The sequence below is a fragment of the Niastella vici genome, from assembly GCF_002077945.1.
GTDB classification, from domain to species: Bacteria; Bacteroidota; Bacteroidia; order Chitinophagales; family Chitinophagaceae; genus Niastella; species Niastella vici.
Window position 1 is genome coordinate 13291 of the sequence record NZ_LVYD01000061.1, and the last position, 19545, is coordinate 32835.

Below are 19545 nucleotides of genomic sequence, written 5' to 3' on the forward strand. Positions count from 1 at the left end.
CGCAGTTAATTTCTTACCCTTTGCCGCACACAGACAATTGATCTGCATATCAGATGTGATCCTTACTCTTTCAGTTTCATTTTTACAATTACCGGATTGCTTCTGCTGTTTTGCGTATTAAAATATTCCTGTAATACCGGAGGGTAATTAGGGTTCTTACTTTTGGTAGCCCCTTTAGCAGCAAATATATTTAACGAGGATATGTTGGTGTAAAAAAAACCATCAAAGTAATCCATCCCCCAATATCTTGACCGAAGGCTGGTAAAAGGCAAATAACAGGTGGTTGAATCTGGTGTAAAGCGCTCAAAAGACGTCAATTTACCTGAATTTAAATCATAAATGAAATTGAACTGATTCGAACCACCAGAACCTAAATCACTATACGGATATACACTTACACCTGCATTAAAATACATCTTTTTCCCGTTGAAAATTATATTCTTCACGTTAACAATAATATTTTGATCGTGCGCTAATATTTTTTGCACACTATCAATTACACGACTGTCTTTGGATTCAATTATCCCACGTGGCAAGGTCCTATTTGCCGGAAACACAAATTGATACATTGGCGTGACTTTATCTTTGCTTACTTTATACAAGAAATGATCAAAAGGCGTTACAACATAAACGCTACCATTTTCAGACATACTCCCAATGTTCAGGGAGCGATTTTGTTTAAAAAACAGCTGATGTTCTAATGTATTAAAAGGGAATATACGTTTATACAGCGAACCGCCTTTATACGTACTTATCAAAAAAAGCGTTGTGTCCTTTATTTTGCCGTCAACCGGCAAATCATAGTTTGTGCGGGTTACAGTATATTCATTTCCCAAATCGATCCCTCTAATTAAATCCAGTTCATTTCGGGTAAGAGATAATGATTGCAGTTTTTTACCAGAAAGAGAATACCTTATACAAGGGATGCTATGGGGATCGGTCAATGGGAAAGTATTGCATACAAGTATTGTATTGCTTTTTTTGTCAAGCCATGCAGATGGGTATACTATTTTACCTTTAATTTTTTGAAGAAACCTGCCGCTCCTGGTAAAAAAAAGAAGCGCCTTTGTATCCAGATCTGAAATAATAAAACTACTGTCAGTAATAAGCATTTCACTTACCGCTCCAAACAAACTCTCTTTTGTGGTTTCCAAAGGAATATATTCTATAGTTTTAATATATTCCGATGCATTTCCTCCGTAAGAGATTGCAGGATTAATACGAAGCTTTTCAATCACCTGCGCGTTCGTTTCAAAAAAAAGAATGATGCAAATAATGCAACCACAAATTTGCGAACTAATTACTTTCATAAAAAAAAACGATGTTTGATACGATCAACTACTTTTTGATTTAGCACCGCATAATTGGGATTAATAAAATATTTAAAAGCAACCCCTGTGTTTTTTTCAATTAACACATATAGAGGGCTTCCCGAATATCCCATACTATTTATTATTTCATTTTTGGATACTTTTAAAACACTAAACAGCGGCAATGCCCTCTTCCATTCATATTCCAGATTTTGCAGGCCGGCAGAGTCTGAGACGATCCAAACAGATTTTGTTCGATCCCTGAAACTTCTTAAAAGATAGGTGATCTCCTGGTTAATACAGGTAGAACAATCGCTGCCGGCACTAATAAACAGCAGTGCATATTTATCCCTGATGGGTTTAATTTTATTTAAATCGTATTTAAAATTGCCATCCAGATTAAATAATAAGTTCGATTCGAGATAATTTTCATATTGGATATTTCTGGTCTTTAGAATTAAGTTGTTTTCCGAAGCGACAGTTTGCCCAGTTCTATTTTCTTTACAAGCGATCAGTAGCAGCGTTAGAAAGGAAATAATTGTAAAGTGATAAATCTTGTAATGCATTTCAGATCTCTATTTTAAATAAACAATTTGTATAATCCCATTATCCTTCAAATCTATTTTTTTAGCAAGTACACCCAATTTATGGCGCCAATCCTTATGCAATGCTTTAATATTTTGTGTATAGGGATGTTCATAAACATTTAGAAAATCCCTGGGTTTGAGGTAGCTGTATAAAACCTTTTCATTTGATTGAAACTGTGGGCGAAAGGGCGGTCCGCCATCCAGATCGTTTAAAAATCCATGATCCCAAATGTCCAAATTATAAAGCAAATTAAAGTTTTCGCCAGTCAGCTTATTATGTATGATTACAGCGTCATGAAGCTTGTAAATCCCTTCAAAATAGCAAAAGTGCTCCGTTTCAATTATTTTATCTATCACAAAATGCTGACCTAAGAAGTTTCGCACCTTAGTTGAAAATAGTTTGCTTTTGGGCATTAGGTCCTTATCCTTAATTATATATTTAGGTACCATTTTTAAATCAGCATCAATATAGAAAATAGTGTCGGATGACTGTTGCCAAAAAGTCAAAGTGTCTTTGTAAACGTATGTTGAATAATTCGCCAGCCTGTTTTGCACATATTCCTCGTTATGCATAAATTCTCTTACCACCTTTCCGTTCAAATCCGTCTTATAAATATCAGGCCAGCGTTTTTGATGAGATTTGCCACAAGACGGAGTAATAAAAAAGAAACTGTCATTCTTAAAAATAATAGACAGCGGGAAGCCAGGTATCTTAAAAGAACCAATAAAATTTCCGCTAAATGAAAAAGTGGCTACTTTTTGCTGTCCGATATCCAAGATATAGATCACCTTATTTTTTTCGTCGGCCACACAGTCAACAGCTTCCAAATACTCTATATCCTTCTCACCAATAGAAGATATACTTCGGATATAGTTACCTGCCCTATCAAATAAAAAGACGCCTTTTGTACTTTTATCGAAAATTAATATATGCGTTTCATACAGTTTAATGTTTAAATTATCAGATAAATAAACGCTGTCAGGCGTTGATAACTTTACATAAGATATACTGTCGGCAATCGCCGAGAGATTCATTTGTTTTAATTCTGCTTTGCCGTTCTCAATATTAATTTCAGGCATTACCCTTTTGGCACCAGATGTGCAACTGGAAATCAAAACAAGTATCACATAAAGACCACATTGCACCTGGACTACATTTCTAACTACGTTTTTCACGTTATCAATTTTCAAAATTTAAAATGGATTGTTACAATAGTAACCTGGTTAGTTATTGTAACAATCCTGTAGTCGACAATTTTACGCTCAATTTGTTGTGTAACAACCGGTTTTGGAACAGGTTACCTGATTACAGGTGTTACCAAAACTGGAGAGACATTTCGTTGTCATCCCCATGTACTCATCTTGCCCGGTCTTTGTTTTATAGCATCTCAAATCGTCGATACTGATCTTATCGTTCTGTACCGTTCCCGAAACTTCTAAACAAGCAGAAGGAGCACTTGACTCTCCTTCATCAACAAATGACGACAATCCTACGAATCCAATAAGGGCAAATGCAAACAAAATAGCAAATTTCGATTTTCTCTTTACCATAACCTAGGTTTTTGGTTTAATAAAAAATGTTTAACGGGTTCAAATTTACCTGCATGCACTGCACTATAATTTCAGTGAACTCTTCTGTAACTATTTTCATAACTTCTGTAAATATTGATTGACAACCTGGCTTCGTTCTTTATCTGATCCACTTCGGCAGAAGGAAATTTTACGGGCATATTTAAAATCTTTAAAGCTGCTTTTTGTAGGTTGTCCTTATCGTTGTGCAGTTGGTACAGCTTCAGCAACTCATGCATTGGGGTAAACCTGTTTGGCAGGTAATTGCTTAACCATTCCATGTTCTCAATGGCTCGAGGATAGTTTCGCATCGCAGCGTAAGCCTGCGCCGTGGCTTCCACCGTTTGCTTTGTTATAAAAAACTTTTTTGCTTCCTCAAGAACGGCAATGGTATTTTCGCCATTCCCGTTGTTCTGTGCCAGCCATTCGCCATATTCGGTTAGGAACTTTCCATCCGAATTTAAAACATTATAAACAGGAGAAAGCTGAGGTTTTGCCTCAGCAGGCAACACGTAGTTATTTTGTATATCATTCCATTTACCAATAGCAGTATAAGCCTTCATACCTTGATAACCTGCAAGTACTGTCAGCAAAAACACACAGCCGGTGACTGCCGCAGCAAGACGGCGGTTGTGTATAAAAAATGAGGATTTTAAAATGAAGGGATTTTCTCTTAAAGAAAAGACAAGCACAAAACAAAAAACCAAAAGCAGCAAAAATACATTTACATGAAAGGGATATGAAGTAAAGCCACATGCCAGTACAGCAGTCGTTGTTAACTTAGCAGTAAACATCAGCTTTCTATTTTCTGCTGATTTTGAAGTAAAAAAATACAAAAGCAAAGCCGCAAAAACAATGAAGCCGATGAGCCCCACTTCTTTTAACAACTGCACATATTCATTGAAGATAATGTAGCTTTCTCCTGCACTGAGAAAATAATCTGTTGGAACCTGGCTATGATCTTTAAAGTATTGAGCCTGCCATTGAGGATAGTACCAGGTAAAACGCCCCAGCCCTGTTCCCAGCCAAAAATGATCAGTAATATGATTCAATGTAATTTGCAACTTCATCATGCGGCCCACAGCAGACATCTTTTTCATGCCAAACAAAAAATATCCGGCAAAGCCGATGAAGCTGAGCACCACAAAAAATAAAGCAGTCAGCCATGCTTTGTGAAGTACCAAGATCCTCTGCTTTATGAATGCACCATAATTAAATAAAACCCATGCCGCTGTAGTGACAAAGGAGGCTATGTAAGCTGTACGGCTCTGTGTTTTATAGATCATGAACAAGGAGGTAGCAAAAATCAACAAGAATGCGGTTACTCTTAAGCCGACAGGCAAAGCGCTAATTTCTTTATTATTCAAAGGTTTCCACTGCAGAAAAACATAAAATGCAAAGGGTAATTGGGTAACAAGATAACATCCATAAATTCCTGAATTTTGCAGGCTCCCTGTTAACAGCAAGCTCCTGTCACCATTGTCAGCATCATCAGCCTGAAACAGTTGGTTGAAGCCCGCTCCTAACTCATATAGAAACACAAGCAGAAGAAACAACAGTATGATGTGAAACGATATTGTTTTCCTGAAAAAAAGAAAGGGACTGCATAATAAATACACCGAACAGCAAATAAAAAAATGCTCATTTCCAAAGCTGAAATAAGTGCTGCTTAAAAGGAGAATGCAAACAACAATTATAATTAGCAGCGCTGCGATCTGCTTTATTGAAAAGGTTTTTTTCCAGCCTGTTTGCAGCAAATAAATGACCGCAGTTATGGGCATAAAAAATACAAGGTTATATTGGTGCCTGATCTCAGTTTCGTAGTTAAATGAAAAGCGGTAGTAAAAAATAAAAAATAAGCAGGCCGCAATGAATGACACCGTAAGCAGGCAAGCTGCCATTGCAGAATATGCATTCGTATTTTTCACATTACTGTTTTTGTTGTTGATAGTTGTAGAACCTGAAATTAAAATTTCCCTGTTCCCTGTAATAATAACTCTTGCATTTGCCGCAATAACATAGCGGGGCCCCCATCTTTTTTAACAGATTGAGATAATTGTGTATTTGCCTTTCTGAAACCCGGATTTTTTTTGATAGTTCAGAAGGCGTGCCAGTGTTTTTTTTGGCAATTAGCCGGTCAATACGTTCTAATCGTTCGATAATTTTAAAAGACATGTTGTTAGCGTGTGTTGGGCGGTATTATGTACATTATTTCAACGAATTTCTGATTACCCCCTACAGCTTCCTAGTGTTTTATATTTGACCCTAGAGAAAAAGCGGACATCCTGCCTTTAAAACGGACACATCGTGAGAATTTTCCTTTGATTGCGATGATTTAAAGTTACCAGCATAAAACAATTCTTTTTGGAAATTCAGGAGGGGGGTAAACTCCCAAAAAGGGGGGTGGAAACGCCAAATGGGCCGCGGGAGGCGATGAAATTCGTTGTCAATCATCTATTATGAGAACAACGTACGCAGTACAAAATCGGATTAAATATAATATTAATACCTGAAACCACTGGGACGATCTTTTGTGGAAGTTCAATCTATATCTATTCACACTTTGGTAAAGATTTATTAAAAATAATTATCAACCGAATGGTTGTCCCGATCTAAGTTATATTTGGACTTCCTGACATTAACCAGGTTCCTGAAGGCTAACAGGTTCAGGAAAAATAACAATATTATTTGTAGCAAACCCGCTTACAGACCAAACGGCAATTATGAGAACAATTTTTACCCTCACACTATTTCTATTGTTACTGTTATTTAATAAATCCAATGCCCAGCAATATAACACAAAGGAACTCCTTGAAAAGATCGATAGATCTGTAAATAGCATTACTGAAGGCCAGTTCACTTTGCATAACACCATCTCTAAGATCTCCGTGGGCGAAGACACGACAAAGCGTGCGAAATATTCAATTTGTTCTTTTAAAAGACTGAAGTCTGATTCGCTAACCGGTTACCAGTTGTCTTCGTTTCACAATGACGGCTATCAGCAGCTGTATGACGGGAATGCATTGTTTACAGTAACTCCCTGGGACAAAATTTTACAAATTACTTACAGCGAAAAATACCCGGACAAAATAAAAGACCTGGCTAACGATTATTTCATTTTCCCCTTATTTAAGTACCTGAATAAGCACATCCAGCATTTCAATAATGACAAACTGTTAAGCAAGGTTACATTGCTTGGCATTGAATCTTTCAACGGCGAGAATTATTATAAACTACAAACCAATGCTTCCCGGCCTTCAGATAAAAACAAAACTGAGGTATACTTTTTTATTTCAACCAGCACTTTTCTGCCTGTCAGGCAAGTTGTAAAATTTGAAAACATTATCGGGCAGGCGAAGGAAATACAGACATTCGACTACTGGATCACCGATTTAAAACCTGCACCTGTTGCCAAAAACCAGTTTTCTAAAGAAATATTAGCTGCATATAATAAAGAGAAACTGTATGACCCTTCCGGCGACAAACATGAAAGCAAGTTACTTGCTGTCGGAACTGTGGCGCCGGATTGGGAACTGCCTTTACTGTCGGGCGGTAAATTACAATTGGAAGCTCTAAAAGGTAAGATCGTCATCCTGGACTTTTGGTATAAAGCATGTGCGCCCTGCCAAAAACAAATGCTTTCCTTACAAAAATTACACGACAAATTTGAAAAGAACAAGGTCATGTTCATCAGTGTCAATACCATTGATGACCCTGTAAAAGATAAACTGGAATTGTTTCTAAAAAACAGGAACATTACAATCCCATGTGTATACAATGGCAAGTCGATCGAAAGTAAATATGGCATTTATGGCTCACCAGCTTTGATCATGATAGATAAGGAGGGCAAAATTATATTTACTGTTGACGGCTATTCAAATACCCTACTCGAAGACGTTTCGAAAGTAATTGAGCAGCATCAATAATACCAAACTATAACGTCTTCTGCAAATGTCTGCGCCGCCTGCTTACAGGCACATCCATACGTTTTGCGTCGAAGATAACCGCCGTTTTGCCGTTTATAACTCTCCGGTTTATGTGTGTTGTCGATTTGAGAAACGTTTATCGCTTTATCGATAAAAAAATGAAATGCAATTTTTTTTCGCCTGTGTTCCAGTTGCAGGTACTCTGTATCAGGATGCAGCTCATCCTGCAGACAAACAATTCTTTCTTACCTTAATCGATGCCATTGCGCATAAAGCTGGCTATATCGCTAATATAATTATTCGCTTCGCTGCTGTTATTGCCGTTAACGGTTCCCTGTATGGCATGAAGCGAATTAAATAGAAAATGCGGATTCAACCCGTTACATTTTCCGGCTTTATTACTTATAATCATATCGAAACCAGTCAACATCTACATACCCCTTATCCTCTGTAGTATTGAAATTAAAGATCCCGATACGGTCTCCCCGGTAGCCGCCCCAGGTGAGTTGATAAGTACTTTCAAGCGTTTGATAAGATTTGCCGTCTGTACTAAAAGCATAACGGCTTACTCCGTTGGCATCCCAGGTGGAGCGAAGCCAGACCGACTTTCCGGTAACAATGACAACTGTACTATCTTTCCCATTATCGGAATACACCAAGCTGCGTATCCCGTTTTCCTGTCTGATACCGAACAGGCTATTGCTCGTAGTTGAAAAATGTGTCAATCCGCTGAATTGGCCATCGGCCATGCCGCTAAGGTCTATTTTTACCGCTGCCATATTGGAAGGCGTACGCATACTGCGTTGTGTGAGTGTGTTTCCTGCACGAAGTATAATACTTCTTTTATTGTTCGAGTCAATGGGCATAAAAGCATACAACCTCAAAAACCCTTTTCGCTCTGTCAAAGACCATTTGCCAACCCGTGGTTGATAGTTCCATTCCCATTGAACATTTACTTTTTGGGCATTGAAGGCATCGGAAGTCTGAATCGAAATTTTTCTTTTAGCGGATACAGGTTTTGTACCCCGCCAAACCATCCGCCCTATTGTGTCGGCGCCTGGCTCGCCAATGACCGGCCAGCCATTTATCCAGTGAACAGGCAACAAACTGGCCGGGCGTCCTTCCCAATCCCCACTGCCATGGTGCGTGAGAAAATACCATTTACCGGTTGGCGTCTGCATTAATCCGCCCTGGTTCGGTTCCCTGTCAACTTTCCCGTCAACATGATCTAATTGCCTGATGTTCCAGGGGCCATAGATGTTTTTTGAACGTTCCATCATGATCACCCGGCCTTCCGGTTTCACTTCGCTGAAATAGTGGTAATAAAGCCCATTGATCTTATACAGCTTGTTGGCTTCACTCCCTGGTGATTGATGGATGATGGAATCAGACTCCATGATGAGACTTCTTCCATCGGGCGCCATTTTAAATAAATGAATGTTGTACTTTTTATTGTTTTTAGGATCAACCGCAAAATTGGTGGCAATAAAATAGAGCTGTCCATCGTCATCACAAAACGAACAGCAGTCGTCCCAACCAGTTACTTTCCATAATTGATGAACCGGCTCCCATGGCCCCGCAGGATTCGCAGCGGAACTCATAAAGAAACCATCATCAGGTGTACCGAAATACACCCAAAATTTATTCTTATAATACCTGATGGAACCTGCCCAAATGCCTTTGCCATAACAATTCATGCGGTCCCAGTTCAATTGCGGACTTATGCGGGTGAGGTCATCCACCACATGACCGGCAATTTCCCAGTTAACGAGATCTTTGGAATGCAGCACTACCATGCCCGGCGAAAATTGCATGGTAGAAGAGATGGCGTAATAATCATCGCCTACCCGTATGGCATCGAGATCGCTGTAATCTGCGGGAAGAACCGGATTAACATACGTTCCATTTCCCTGGTCGCCCCAGTTCCCATTCATTTGAGCGTTTGAAAATACACAAGCCAATTGCAGGCAAAACAACAGCGATAAAGATTGAAGCCGAATCATCTGAAAATAAAGCCGTTTAGTTTTTAATAAATATGCCACTCCCAAATACCCCTGACGCCACTTAAAATTTTCACCCGTAAATAGCGGGCTTTTATATTCAACCTGTCTGTATGAGGCGATTGAACAATAACCTGCTGGTGCCCACCGCAAGGCTTCCATGCTTTACCATCGACGGAATACTCAAGCCGGTAAGCATGCCCTGCAGTAGGGCGAACAAAATACAGGTCACTGCGTTTGATCAGTTGCGACTTACCTACATCTGCAATGATCCAGGCGGTTGAATCTTCAGCAGCAGCCATCCACCTCGAGCCATTTGCCGCATCGAAAGCAAACTGCGGAGAAAAGGATTCTGTTCTTTTAAACAAAGAATCCTGATTACGTTTAATGTTCAAATCAGCGCGAACACCTGATGCTGTTGCGTTCACGACCGGGATCCTTTTTTCCCGTGGTACAGGATGCAGAGCGCCTACCCCATTCATCGTCAGATCAACCGGGCGAATGGTGCCATCTTCGTTAAACTGCAGCTTGTTCACATAAGTTTGCCGGTTGGTGCTTCTGCGGCCAAATTCCAGATAGGCAAAATAATAATCATCGGTGCCCGGCACATTGAAGACACAACCATGGCCCGGACCAAAGATCTGGCGTTCATAATTGGTAGTGGCGATAATATCATTCTCAGGAAATTCGAACGGGCCCAGCGGTGATGTTTTGCTCATTCCATAAGCATATTGGTATTTTTCATCACCGCCCAGGGTATATAAGTAGTAATAAATTCCTTTTCGTTTAAAAAAGATGGGCCCCTCAGAATAACCTTGCCGTTTTGTAGAGATCTGAATAACTGTAGCAGTATCTACAGAAACCATATCGCGGTTCAGTTTAGCCGCAAACCGGCGCTGCCAGAAAACATAGGGCTGTCCATCATCGTCAATAAAAATTTCCGCATCTATACCGGCCGGGCCTTTGGGGTCTCTCGATTGTAATAAGGTAGCCGATGTAAAAGTTTTAGAAAACGTATCAACACCTTTTGCCAGTTTAAATGGCCCGTCTGGCGAACTGGCAACGGCCGGATACATGAAACCGTTCACCGTTGGATAAATGTAGTATTTGCCGTTGGCAGCTACAGCCTTGCTGGGCGCCCAGTATTTTTGCCCCACGGCAGAGGGGAAATAAAAACCCGAAAAACTCCAGTGCACAAAGTCTTTCGATTTCCAGACTACCGGTGGGCCGGATGTTTTTAACCCCTGATCGTATCCATCGGTTGTTGCATAACAATAAAACGTTCCGTTGATCTCCTGGATGCTGGCATCAGCGATCATATCGGGAACCAACGCATGACCGAAAGGATTTTCACTTTGAGCTGTTGCCGAAAGAACAATAGTCCACAAAAAGCAACTGAATATTATTTTCATCATAACACAAACGTAAAAATTAATTTTCACCAACAGCCGTTCTTATGAAAGTACTTTTACCGCATTTGCGTACGTCAATTCATCAGAAGCTTTTTCAGGTAATGAAACAATCAACCCATTTTCATTTCTTTCGAAGGTGAGCGATTGTTTTGCAGGCACCCACTCCACCTTTTGAATTTCCTGCTGAAAATACTGGCTGTTCTTTGCCAGGCTTTTTATAACCAGCTTTCCATTTTCAGGCCAGCCCATGGCAGTTGCATAAAGCACATCGCCTTTTGTTGCAAAGCGAATGTCTTCATGGGTGAATGCTTTTCCTTTCCCTTCATTAAATCCTTGTGCATTGAGCTGCGCCGCGGCTTGTTGTGCAGGTCCTTCACCAAATATTTTCCAGGGCCGGGTGGCATAAATGCTTTCGCTGTTTGCTTTCATCCAGGCGCCTATTTCTTCAACGATCTTTCTTTCTTTTTCATCTATTGTGCCATCGCCCCGCACCGGGATGTTGAGCATTAAATTCCCATTCTTGCTTACTATATCAACCAAGGTTTGAATAACAGTCTTTGCTGTTTTGTACCCATTTCGCTCATAGATCGCACGTTCATAGTGCCAGCCTCCGATGCAGGTATCGGTTTGCCAGGGCAATGGTTGGATCTCATTCGCCTGTCCTCTTTCAATATCCCATACCATGGCCTTGCGCTGGTTCTCATCCAAAATTTTTCCATTGATCACTGCCCGAAGCTCCCCATGGTCTTTAATGCTTTTGTTATACAGGTGGGCGGCAATGCGCAAACCGGCGTCACTAATGGGCCAGAATGGCAGTTGCGAATCGTCGAAATAAAGCACGTCAGGATCGTACTTGTTGATAAGGTCAATGGTGCGGTTGTAAAATTTTTCAATGTAGGCTTTGTCTGGCTCACAAACACCATTACCCCATCCCCACTGCCGGTGAATGGAGCCGTCATTCCAACTGTTTTCACTCAAAGGATGGTTTTGTGCATACAGTTCCTGCGGATCCAACCCCTCCCACCATTTTCCCTTGCCATCTGCTTTGGTCAAATTTCCATCATACGGAACACCTGCATATTGACCGTTTTTGTCGGACCGTTGCGCCGATTCATACCAGCGCCAGGCATGTGAGGCATGCACACTTACCCCAAACGGAAGTCCATTCTTTTTTGCCGCTTTTGCCCAACCACCGATGATATCTTTTTTGGGACCGATCTTAGTAGCGTTCCATTGCTTTTGATACCTGCTATCATACATATCAAAATTGTCGTGGTGGTTGGCCATCGCCATAAAATATTGCGCACCCGCATTTTTATACAAACTCACCAATTCCTCAGGGTTCCAGTTGGCTGCCTTCCACTCATTGATCACATCCTTGAATCCAAACTTCGAAGGATGGCCATATTTTTCCAGGTGTATTTTATATTGCCGCGAACCTTCCTGGTACATGGCTCTTGCATACCAATCGCCGGCCTCCGGCTCACATTGCGGCCCCCAATGTGCCCACATACCAAATTTTGCGTCCTGGAACCAACCGGGTGTTTTATAATTCTGCAAGGATTCCCAGGTAGGTTTAAAGGGTCCTTTTGCAATAGGCTCGCCCGAATATTCGGTTTGCAAAAGATCGTTGCCTACTACACGGGATAACCATAGTGAAGGCAAGGTGGCTGCCATTCCTTTTATTAATGCTCTGCGCTTCATTTTTTTAGATTAAAGATACTTTTATATCCCTGAAATTTTCCAGGTTCAGGGACAGTAGCAGCAATGCTACCGTCCCGTACTGGATTCACCTCCTGACTATACTTTACATTGAGAAACTGTCTGCAATTACATTATAGCTTCACGATCTTTTTAGTAATGAGCACTCCGCGGGTCTTTATCTGTAAATAATACATGCCCTTTGCTAATCCACGCATTGAAATCGCTTCGGATGCTTTGGTCACCAACAAGGTTTTTACCAACACCCCGTTCTGATCGTACATTTTTACAACAGAACCCGCTTCAACTCCACTTACCTGAATATTCCGCTCTTCTGTAACAGGATTTGGATAAACAATGATTTTCCCGTTGGTTGCTTCCACTGAACTGTTTTCAGTGTTTATACGGGCTGCCGGTGCAGTACATCCACCCAAATGATCACCATGATCAAAATGCGCCTGAACAGAAGAAGAGGCTACACAAATGGTATTGTTATTATGACAGATCATCACCTTGTCGTTGTTATTGCCGCATCTTACATCGAGCGTATTCATAACAATAGAGGCGGTGGTAGTACAGCCCATGCTGTCTGTAACAATAACCGTATATGTTCCTGCCGAACTTACACTAACGGATCGAGTGGTTGCTCCACTGCTCCATGACCAGGTGTAAGGTGCAGTGCCGCCAGTGGCATTAACCGTTACAGAAAGCGATGTTGGACCATAACCTATATAAATGGTATTTTTAGAATCTACTGCAGGATTCATGGCATACACATCAGGAATGCCTGCACTCATTGCTGCATTCACGGTCACTATAGTTGCAGCTGTATCCACATTACCATGCATGTCAGTTACCATCCAGGTAATGGTCGATTGACCGGCATTGAATACACCACTGGCATCTGTTCCTATTCCATTTCTTGAAGTAGCTCCGCTTACAGCGTAACTTATCGAAGCAATGCCACAATTATCAAAAGCAGCTAATGCAGGAACAGGGTAAGATCCCGATTGGCTGAAACAGAAGAATTGTGGGAAAGGCGCAGTTACAGTTGGTTTCAGGTCATCAATAACTGTTACTTCTGCCGTTGCTGAATCTGAATACCCGTCTGCATCCGTTGCAGTGAGGGTTACGGTCACTGGTGAACCAACATCAGAGCAGGTGAAATCAGTTCTATTCAAAGTCAATGTCAATGCACCTGAATAGCTCACCGAACCATCATCTACCTGGTTTGGCGTAATAAACAACTTTCCATTGGAATCAAGTGCTGCACTGATATTCTTTGTTTTTACAGTTGGCAGTTGATATACTGTAAGCTGTTGCGATACTGCCGTTGCAGCGTTGTAAACAGAATCTCCGCTTTGTGAGGCAGTGATGGTAGTGGTACCTCTTCCCACAATTCGGATAAGACCATTAACGATCATTGCTACAGTCGTATCTGAGCTGCTATATTTTACAGCAAGACCCGATGAAGCAATGGCACCAGCATTAAAATCATCATCTCCTACCTGTTTTTGTGAAAGGGCGTTAAAGGTGATGATTTGACTTCTTTTCATACTTTCTGCAATCTCCGCATCGCTTAAAGCCCTCTTGTAAATCTTAAATTCGTCAATTGAACCTTTAAACAGCGGATCATTAAACTGCGATTTACCCAGGTAGTTTAGCGAGGTGCCGGTAATAGTGCCCGTAGGGGTAAGTTGCGAAGGCGTAATATTGACATTGGTATTCGTACCAACCAAAGTTCCGTTGATATACAGGCGGGCGGTATTCCCTGATTGGGTTACAGCCAGGTGAACCCATGTGTTCAACGGGAAGGCATAGGGAGAACTTACGTTTAACTCTGTGCCTCCGTTTTTAATGGCATAACGGACTATTGATGACGATACGCCATTTACAGTAGTAGTTCCGGCCTGAACCGAAAGGAACATATATTGGGTAGTACTGTTACCAAAATCAAACACCCGCATCCAGTTGGCAAGGGCATCCATTTTCACCCAGGCTGAAATGGTAAAATCAGTTACCGTACTCATGATTCCGGCGGGCAGCGTAGCATAAGCTGTGGCCGTACCATCAAGTTTCAATGCATTTCCATATTTTCCGGCACTCCGTGTTGCTGTGGCGGCTAAGGTACCATGAGTAGCTCCCCAGCTATCAATAGCACGTGTTCCCTCTATTTCGTCAATTTTCAGATAAGTAAGCTGACCGGCATTCGGCGATGCTATAACCTCTGTACCCGGAGGCATCTCTCCTGCATTATCAACTGCGGCAACCACGTAGTAATAAGTAGTTCCATTACTAACGTTGGTATCAGTAAACCTGGTAGTACTCACACTTCCGATAGTAGTATAAGGCCCGCCTGATGTAGTGGAACGCTTAATGCTATACGTAACGTTCTGAATAGCATCCCATTCCAGGATATTTTTAGCATCACCTGAGGCAACAAGAACATTGCTTACCACATTATTCTGTACCGTTAACGTAATGGCTTGTGTACCCGGGATACTGCCATTGGTGGCGCCTATAATTACAGTAAAAGTACCGTATTCCGTAGGTGTACCTGATATTATACCTGTAGTAGCATTTATGCTTAAGCCGGCGGGCAAACCTGTTGCCGTAAAATTGCTGTATGGCCTGTCGGTAATGGTATGGCTAAATGGCCTGCCCATTAAAGTAGTAAGCTGCGTATTATTGGTAATGCCAACCAGTAATGATCTTGCCTGTGATGCCGGGCCATAAACCTCATCCCCTGCCTGTGAAGCGGTAATGATGGCAGTTCCGCCAGCTAAGAGATGGACCGTTCTGTCGTCTATCGTTGCAACTGTGGTATCCGAACTGGTGAAAGTTACCGGAAGACCTGAAGAAGCAGTAGCCTCCAAATCAAAATCTGCATCACCCATTAATTTGGGAGTAATGGGGTTGAACGTGATCGTTTGGCCTACCTTCATATTTTCTGCAACTTCCGAAGCAGGTAAAGCCCGCTTGTAGATCTTAAATTCGTCAATTGAACCTTTAAACATCGGATCATTAAATTGAGATTTACCCAGGTAGTTTTTAGCAGTACCTGTAGTAGCACCCGCAGGGGTCAATTGGGAAGGCTTAATTGTGACGTTGAGTTTGGTACCAACCAGCGCTCCGTTGATATACAGTTTGACTGTATCCGCCGATTGAGTAACCGCCAGGTGTACCCAGGCATTTACCGGGAAGGCATAATTATAACTTAGGTTCAACTCGGCCGGGCTTCCGTTTTTAATGGCATACCGAACGGTTGATAACCTTACGCCATTTACCGTTGGCGTTCCTGCCTGGACTGTAAGGAACATGTATTGTGTGGTACTGTTCCCAAAATCAAACACTCTCATAAAGTTGGCAAGCGTATCCATTTTCACCCAGGTTGAAATGGTAAAATCAGATACAGTACTCATTATTCCGGCTGGCAGCGTAGCATATGCGTTGGCCGTACCATCCAGTTTAAGTGCATTTCCTGCTTTCCCGGTATCGCGTGTTGCTGTAGCTGCCATGGTGGCGTAAGTTGTTCCCCAGCTACTAACACAGCGTGTTCCGCTGGTTTCATCAAACTTAAGATAAATTAACCCAACATTGCGGGATGCCAACACCTCCGTACTGGATGCGACGCTATCCGGCGAAGCAACTATGTAGTAATAAGCTATTCCACTATTCACAGCAGTGTCGGTGAACCTGGCTGTGCTCACGGTGGCGACGGTGGTATAAGGCCCGCCCGGTGTGGTGGAACGTTTTACATTGTAAGTAAAATCAGCGATAGGGTCCCATTCAAGGACGTTTTTACCATCTGCTGCTGAAGCGGTGAGGCTTATGGGAACAGTTCCCACAGGTTCAAAACGGAATGGGAAACTATAGGGAACCGGATCATTATTACTTCCAAGTACAGCAAGTATTTGATTGCCACTTTTATACCAGTACCCGTTTCCGGCGTTTTGTGCCCGTTGAACCGCATGCGAGGTACCGTTAGAGTAAATATTAAATGAATTGTAAGCGTCTGAGTAGGCAATGACATTACGGCCAAATAATGCGTCCTCATAGATATAATTGCTAAATGCCGGAGGTGGGGCGCTCAGACAGGTAATTTTATACCTGCCGTTTCCCTGCTTTTTCACATTCCACATTTGCACTAATGGATTGGGATTCGACACATCAAATAAAGGCTTGTTGGTCTCATTCCTGGTCCACAACGAATCGCTGGCAAGTGGTTTAAGATAGTAATTGCCGTCAGCAAGTGTATTCGTAAAGTAATACATAGCCGCCTTATACCGTTCCATAGCATTCTCCAATAGCGTAACGTAGTCATTAATCTGAAAAACTGTTGATTGCGGATTGTACAAGGACTGTACATACATGATGCTATCGTTCAACTGTACTTTGGCCGCTACCGGAAATTTACCGCCCACAATTGAGTCACTCGTCTGTGTGGTATCGCGTAGTTTTATGGCTTCAGCCAGCTTTTTATGGTAGGCGGAGTCCATGTCTGCTGCCGTAACAGGTTCTATTCTAAAGATCTGATTAGGATTATCAAGCCAGCTGTTGAGATTCATTGCCGCACCGTCTAAAGTACTTGAGCCGGCAACCTCCAGCGCTTTCTGGCTTTGTTTTCCCACAATACTGAACGTTCCGTTCTCCCGGTCCTTAATAGACCATACCTGGGCTGAATCTGTAGCCGAATAAGTGCGCTGTTCGATTGCCGCACCATTGGTTATGGCATTGTTCACCACATCCATTGCTTTTCCACTCCGCAGGTTTATGATCTTATAATCTGTACCGGATATAGGAGTTATTCTCCAATGCTGGTTACCTGAAGAAGAATACGGGTTTTGTCCCAATAAGGCGCCTTCTGCTGTTGAACCATCTTTAACCTCTACTGCTTTATTGCTATGAGTTGCTATAATTCGATATATCCCATTGAAACTATCGGAATTCAATACCTGCGGAACCGGCGGCGCTTCCGGAACACCTCCATCTCCTGGTGAATCTGCACTGGTGCCCGCAGCATTTACAGCACAAACCTTATAATAATAGGTCTGACCGTTTGATAAATTATTATCCAGAAACGTATTTCCTGAAAGGCCTGTGGCAATGGTAGAATAGGTCCCGTTCTCAGAAGTTGAGCGTTTAAGCGTATAGCTATCCGCCCCGAAGGAGGATAGCCATTTTACCCGCATCTGTTTATCTCCGGGATAGGCATATATAGAATGCGGAGCTTCGGGTGCAGTAACAACTCCCCCTTGCCCTCCGGTAACACTTACATTGCTAAAAGTAGCCGTATTTAAAACACCATTGACAACGGAACAAACCGCCAGGCCAATGTAGGCTTTGCCGGTAAAGCCCGTATACCTGCCCTCATTTGCCGCCGCCCAACTTACGCCATCAGGAGAATAATAGGTGGCAATCATCTCCCCTACACGTTCAATTTTTACCCAATAAGGAATGCCAGGTATTGGCCTGGACTCTTTCTCATAATAAGAACCGCCCCTTAGTTCTGACCATCCATGCATAAACGACTCTGCGTTCACCCCCGGAGTTACCGCTATCCATGCCCTTTGCCCTGAAGTAGCCGTCAGATCAGAACGGATCATTACCCCCGCCTTGGCATTAGCAGCAGTGCCCTCAACTGATTCCACTTTAGCGATGATGGAACAATTTCCGGTCACTTCCTTATACACGAAGTGCAAAGCATCCGCTCCATGTGTCCATATATCCCCACTTCCTTTTACCGTCCACACATTGTTATTGTAGGAACTGCTTCCGGCAGGGGACGCCGTGCCTATGTCCAGAGAGGTTAAGCCCCCTGTTCCCACTTTGGTAGGCTCAGGGACAATTTCCGTTTGCGGTGGAACAGTAGCCGTAGAGTTGTCTTCCGACTTATAGAACCAGGTGATTACCGGGTCAAAACGTCTGGGGATGGCATTTAGCAGTTTGCTCAGGTAAACCGAACTTTGCTTCTTACGGACAACATAAGCCCCGTGAGCCAAAGTAGGGCCAAACCTTCCCTGGTCCCAGGGGTTGGTTATATCTGTTAAATAATAGGCATCAATAGTACCAAAAGGGACGAACCCGATGGGTATGCTTAAATTTTTCCTGGCAAAATATTCGGCATTGGCCATAATCCGGTCCTCCAGGTCGGAATAAATGTCGATACCCTGTTTATAGAGCACTTCTGCCGTGAAGGCCAGATTGTTCCAGGTGCCGTGGGCGTGCCCCTGATCTCTTAAACTTTCTCCATTCTGGCCACTGGGCAAGGTATTTTTAAGCCCGCAAGAAGCAATATATCTCGACAGGTAGACAATATGGGCTATTTTATCAGGATCGTCGGAAAATGCGGCGATCACGACACCTGCGGCCATACTCAGGTTACCTTTATTGGATGGACCTATAGCATAAAAAGAACAACCTGAAGCCGGCCAGTATACGTTATTAAACAGGTTTTTTACGGCTGCTGTATTTTCAGCCGTCCAGCCGCTCCAGGTTCCGCGAAGGATGGAGGCAGCTCCCCCATAGGCATACGCGTAATCACCTAAGTCCAGGTTTCCCAACTGTCCTCCAAACTCCGTTTGGGTGGTGGCCCAGGCTATTAAAATATCCCTCGCCTTTGCTGCATAGGCCTCATTATCCGTAAAATACCACATCAGCGATAAATAAAAGGCAGCCGTCATATCGTTTCTCCAACGGTAAAGGTTTAGATCCGGACTACGGGTAACCGTAGCAAAAGCCTGATAAGTATAAGTCAACTGAGATTTGCCATCGGCAGCCATAATATCATAAGCCTGTTTCCAGGGATAATCTCCGGCCTTCACATGTGCCTTCAGGACATCCAGGTCAGACTTTGAAAGCGGGGCTCCCGGATGCGTAAAGGTTTGCGCCCCTGCATTAGGGGAAATCAAAAACGTAAAGATGATCGCCCAAAGGCAGTTAAGCATTCTGATCTTTGGTAAAGCTGTTAAAATTTTCATCATATGGTTCGTTTTGGACGGGTAAAAAAAATCTGTATCATCAGATATTTTCAAAAAATG

At 42.4% G+C, this 19545-nt stretch carries 11 protein-coding genes; 1 reads left to right on the plus strand and 10 read right to left on the minus strand.

Annotated features, from left to right (window positions below; genetic code table 11):
- Positions 1 to 62 precede the first annotated feature (62 nt).
- The 5 genes from A3860_RS28125 to A3860_RS28150 all read right to left on the minus strand — a co-directional run bounded on the left by A3860_RS28125 (position 63) and on the right by A3860_RS28150 (position 5641).
- On the minus strand, positions 63 to 1310 hold the full coding sequence (locus tag A3860_RS28125; protein WP_081152887.1) for a 6-bladed beta-propeller: 1248 nt from the start codon (positions 1308 to 1310) through the stop codon (positions 63 to 65).
- Positions 1307 to 1876, minus strand: coding sequence for a hypothetical protein (locus tag A3860_RS28130; protein WP_081152890.1), 570 nt, complete (start codon positions 1874 to 1876; stop codon positions 1307 to 1309). Before A3860_RS28130 ends, A3860_RS28125 begins: the two co-directional genes overlap by 4 nt.
- 9 nt (positions 1877 to 1885) lie before the next feature.
- The gene (locus A3860_RS28135) at positions 1886 to 3073 is read right to left on the minus strand and encodes a 6-bladed beta-propeller (RefSeq protein WP_143774297.1); all 1188 of its coding nucleotides are present in this window, start codon (positions 3071 to 3073) and stop codon (positions 1886 to 1888) included.
- 446 nt (positions 3074 to 3519) lie between these two features.
- The gene (locus A3860_RS28145; protein WP_081152898.1) at positions 3520 to 5394 is read right to left on the minus strand and encodes an O-antigen ligase family protein; all 1875 of its coding nucleotides are present in this window, start codon (positions 5392 to 5394) and stop codon (positions 3520 to 3522) included.
- A gap of 1 nt (position 5395) precedes the next feature.
- Positions 5396 to 5641: an HTH domain-containing protein gene (locus tag A3860_RS28150; protein ID WP_081152901.1), complete on the minus strand. Its 246-nt coding sequence runs from the start codon at positions 5639 to 5641 to the stop codon at positions 5396 to 5398.
- A 548-nt stretch (positions 5642 to 6189) separates the two neighbouring features.
- Here A3860_RS28150 and A3860_RS28155 point away from each other — a divergent pair.
- Positions 6190 to 7392, plus strand: coding sequence for a TlpA family protein disulfide reductase (locus A3860_RS28155; RefSeq protein WP_081152904.1), 1203 nt, complete (start codon positions 6190 to 6192; stop codon positions 7390 to 7392).
- A gap of 250 nt (positions 7393 to 7642) precedes the next feature.
- On the opposite strand, the gene A3860_RS28160 is transcribed toward A3860_RS28155, so the two are convergent.
- From A3860_RS28160 to A3860_RS28180, 5 genes are all read right to left on the minus strand, one after another.
- Positions 7643 to 7804, minus strand: a complete 162-nt coding sequence (locus A3860_RS28160; RefSeq protein WP_158085387.1) for a histidine kinase — start codon at positions 7802 to 7804, stop codon at positions 7643 to 7645.
- The gene (locus A3860_RS28165) at positions 7791 to 9395 is read right to left on the minus strand and encodes a glycoside hydrolase family 43 protein (RefSeq protein ID WP_216823519.1); all 1605 of its coding nucleotides are present in this window, start codon (positions 9393 to 9395) and stop codon (positions 7791 to 7793) included. The genes A3860_RS28160 and A3860_RS28165 overlap by 14 nt, the downstream gene beginning before the upstream one ends.
- Before the next feature lie 23 nt (positions 9396 to 9418).
- Entirely contained in the window at positions 9419 to 10807 is a 1389-nt protein-coding gene (locus tag A3860_RS28170; protein ID WP_143774298.1) for a family 43 glycosylhydrolase, read from the minus strand.
- A gap of 39 nt (positions 10808 to 10846) precedes the next feature.
- Positions 10847 to 12508: an alpha-L-fucosidase gene (locus tag A3860_RS28175; RefSeq protein WP_081152913.1), complete on the minus strand. Its 1662-nt coding sequence runs from the start codon at positions 12506 to 12508 to the stop codon at positions 10847 to 10849.
- Positions 12509 to 12639: 131 nt separating this feature from the next.
- On the minus strand, positions 12640 to 19488 hold the full coding sequence (locus tag A3860_RS28180; protein WP_081152915.1) for a LamG-like jellyroll fold domain-containing protein: 6849 nt from the start codon (positions 19486 to 19488) through the stop codon (positions 12640 to 12642).
- Between the last annotated feature and the right edge of the window lie 57 nt (positions 19489 to 19545).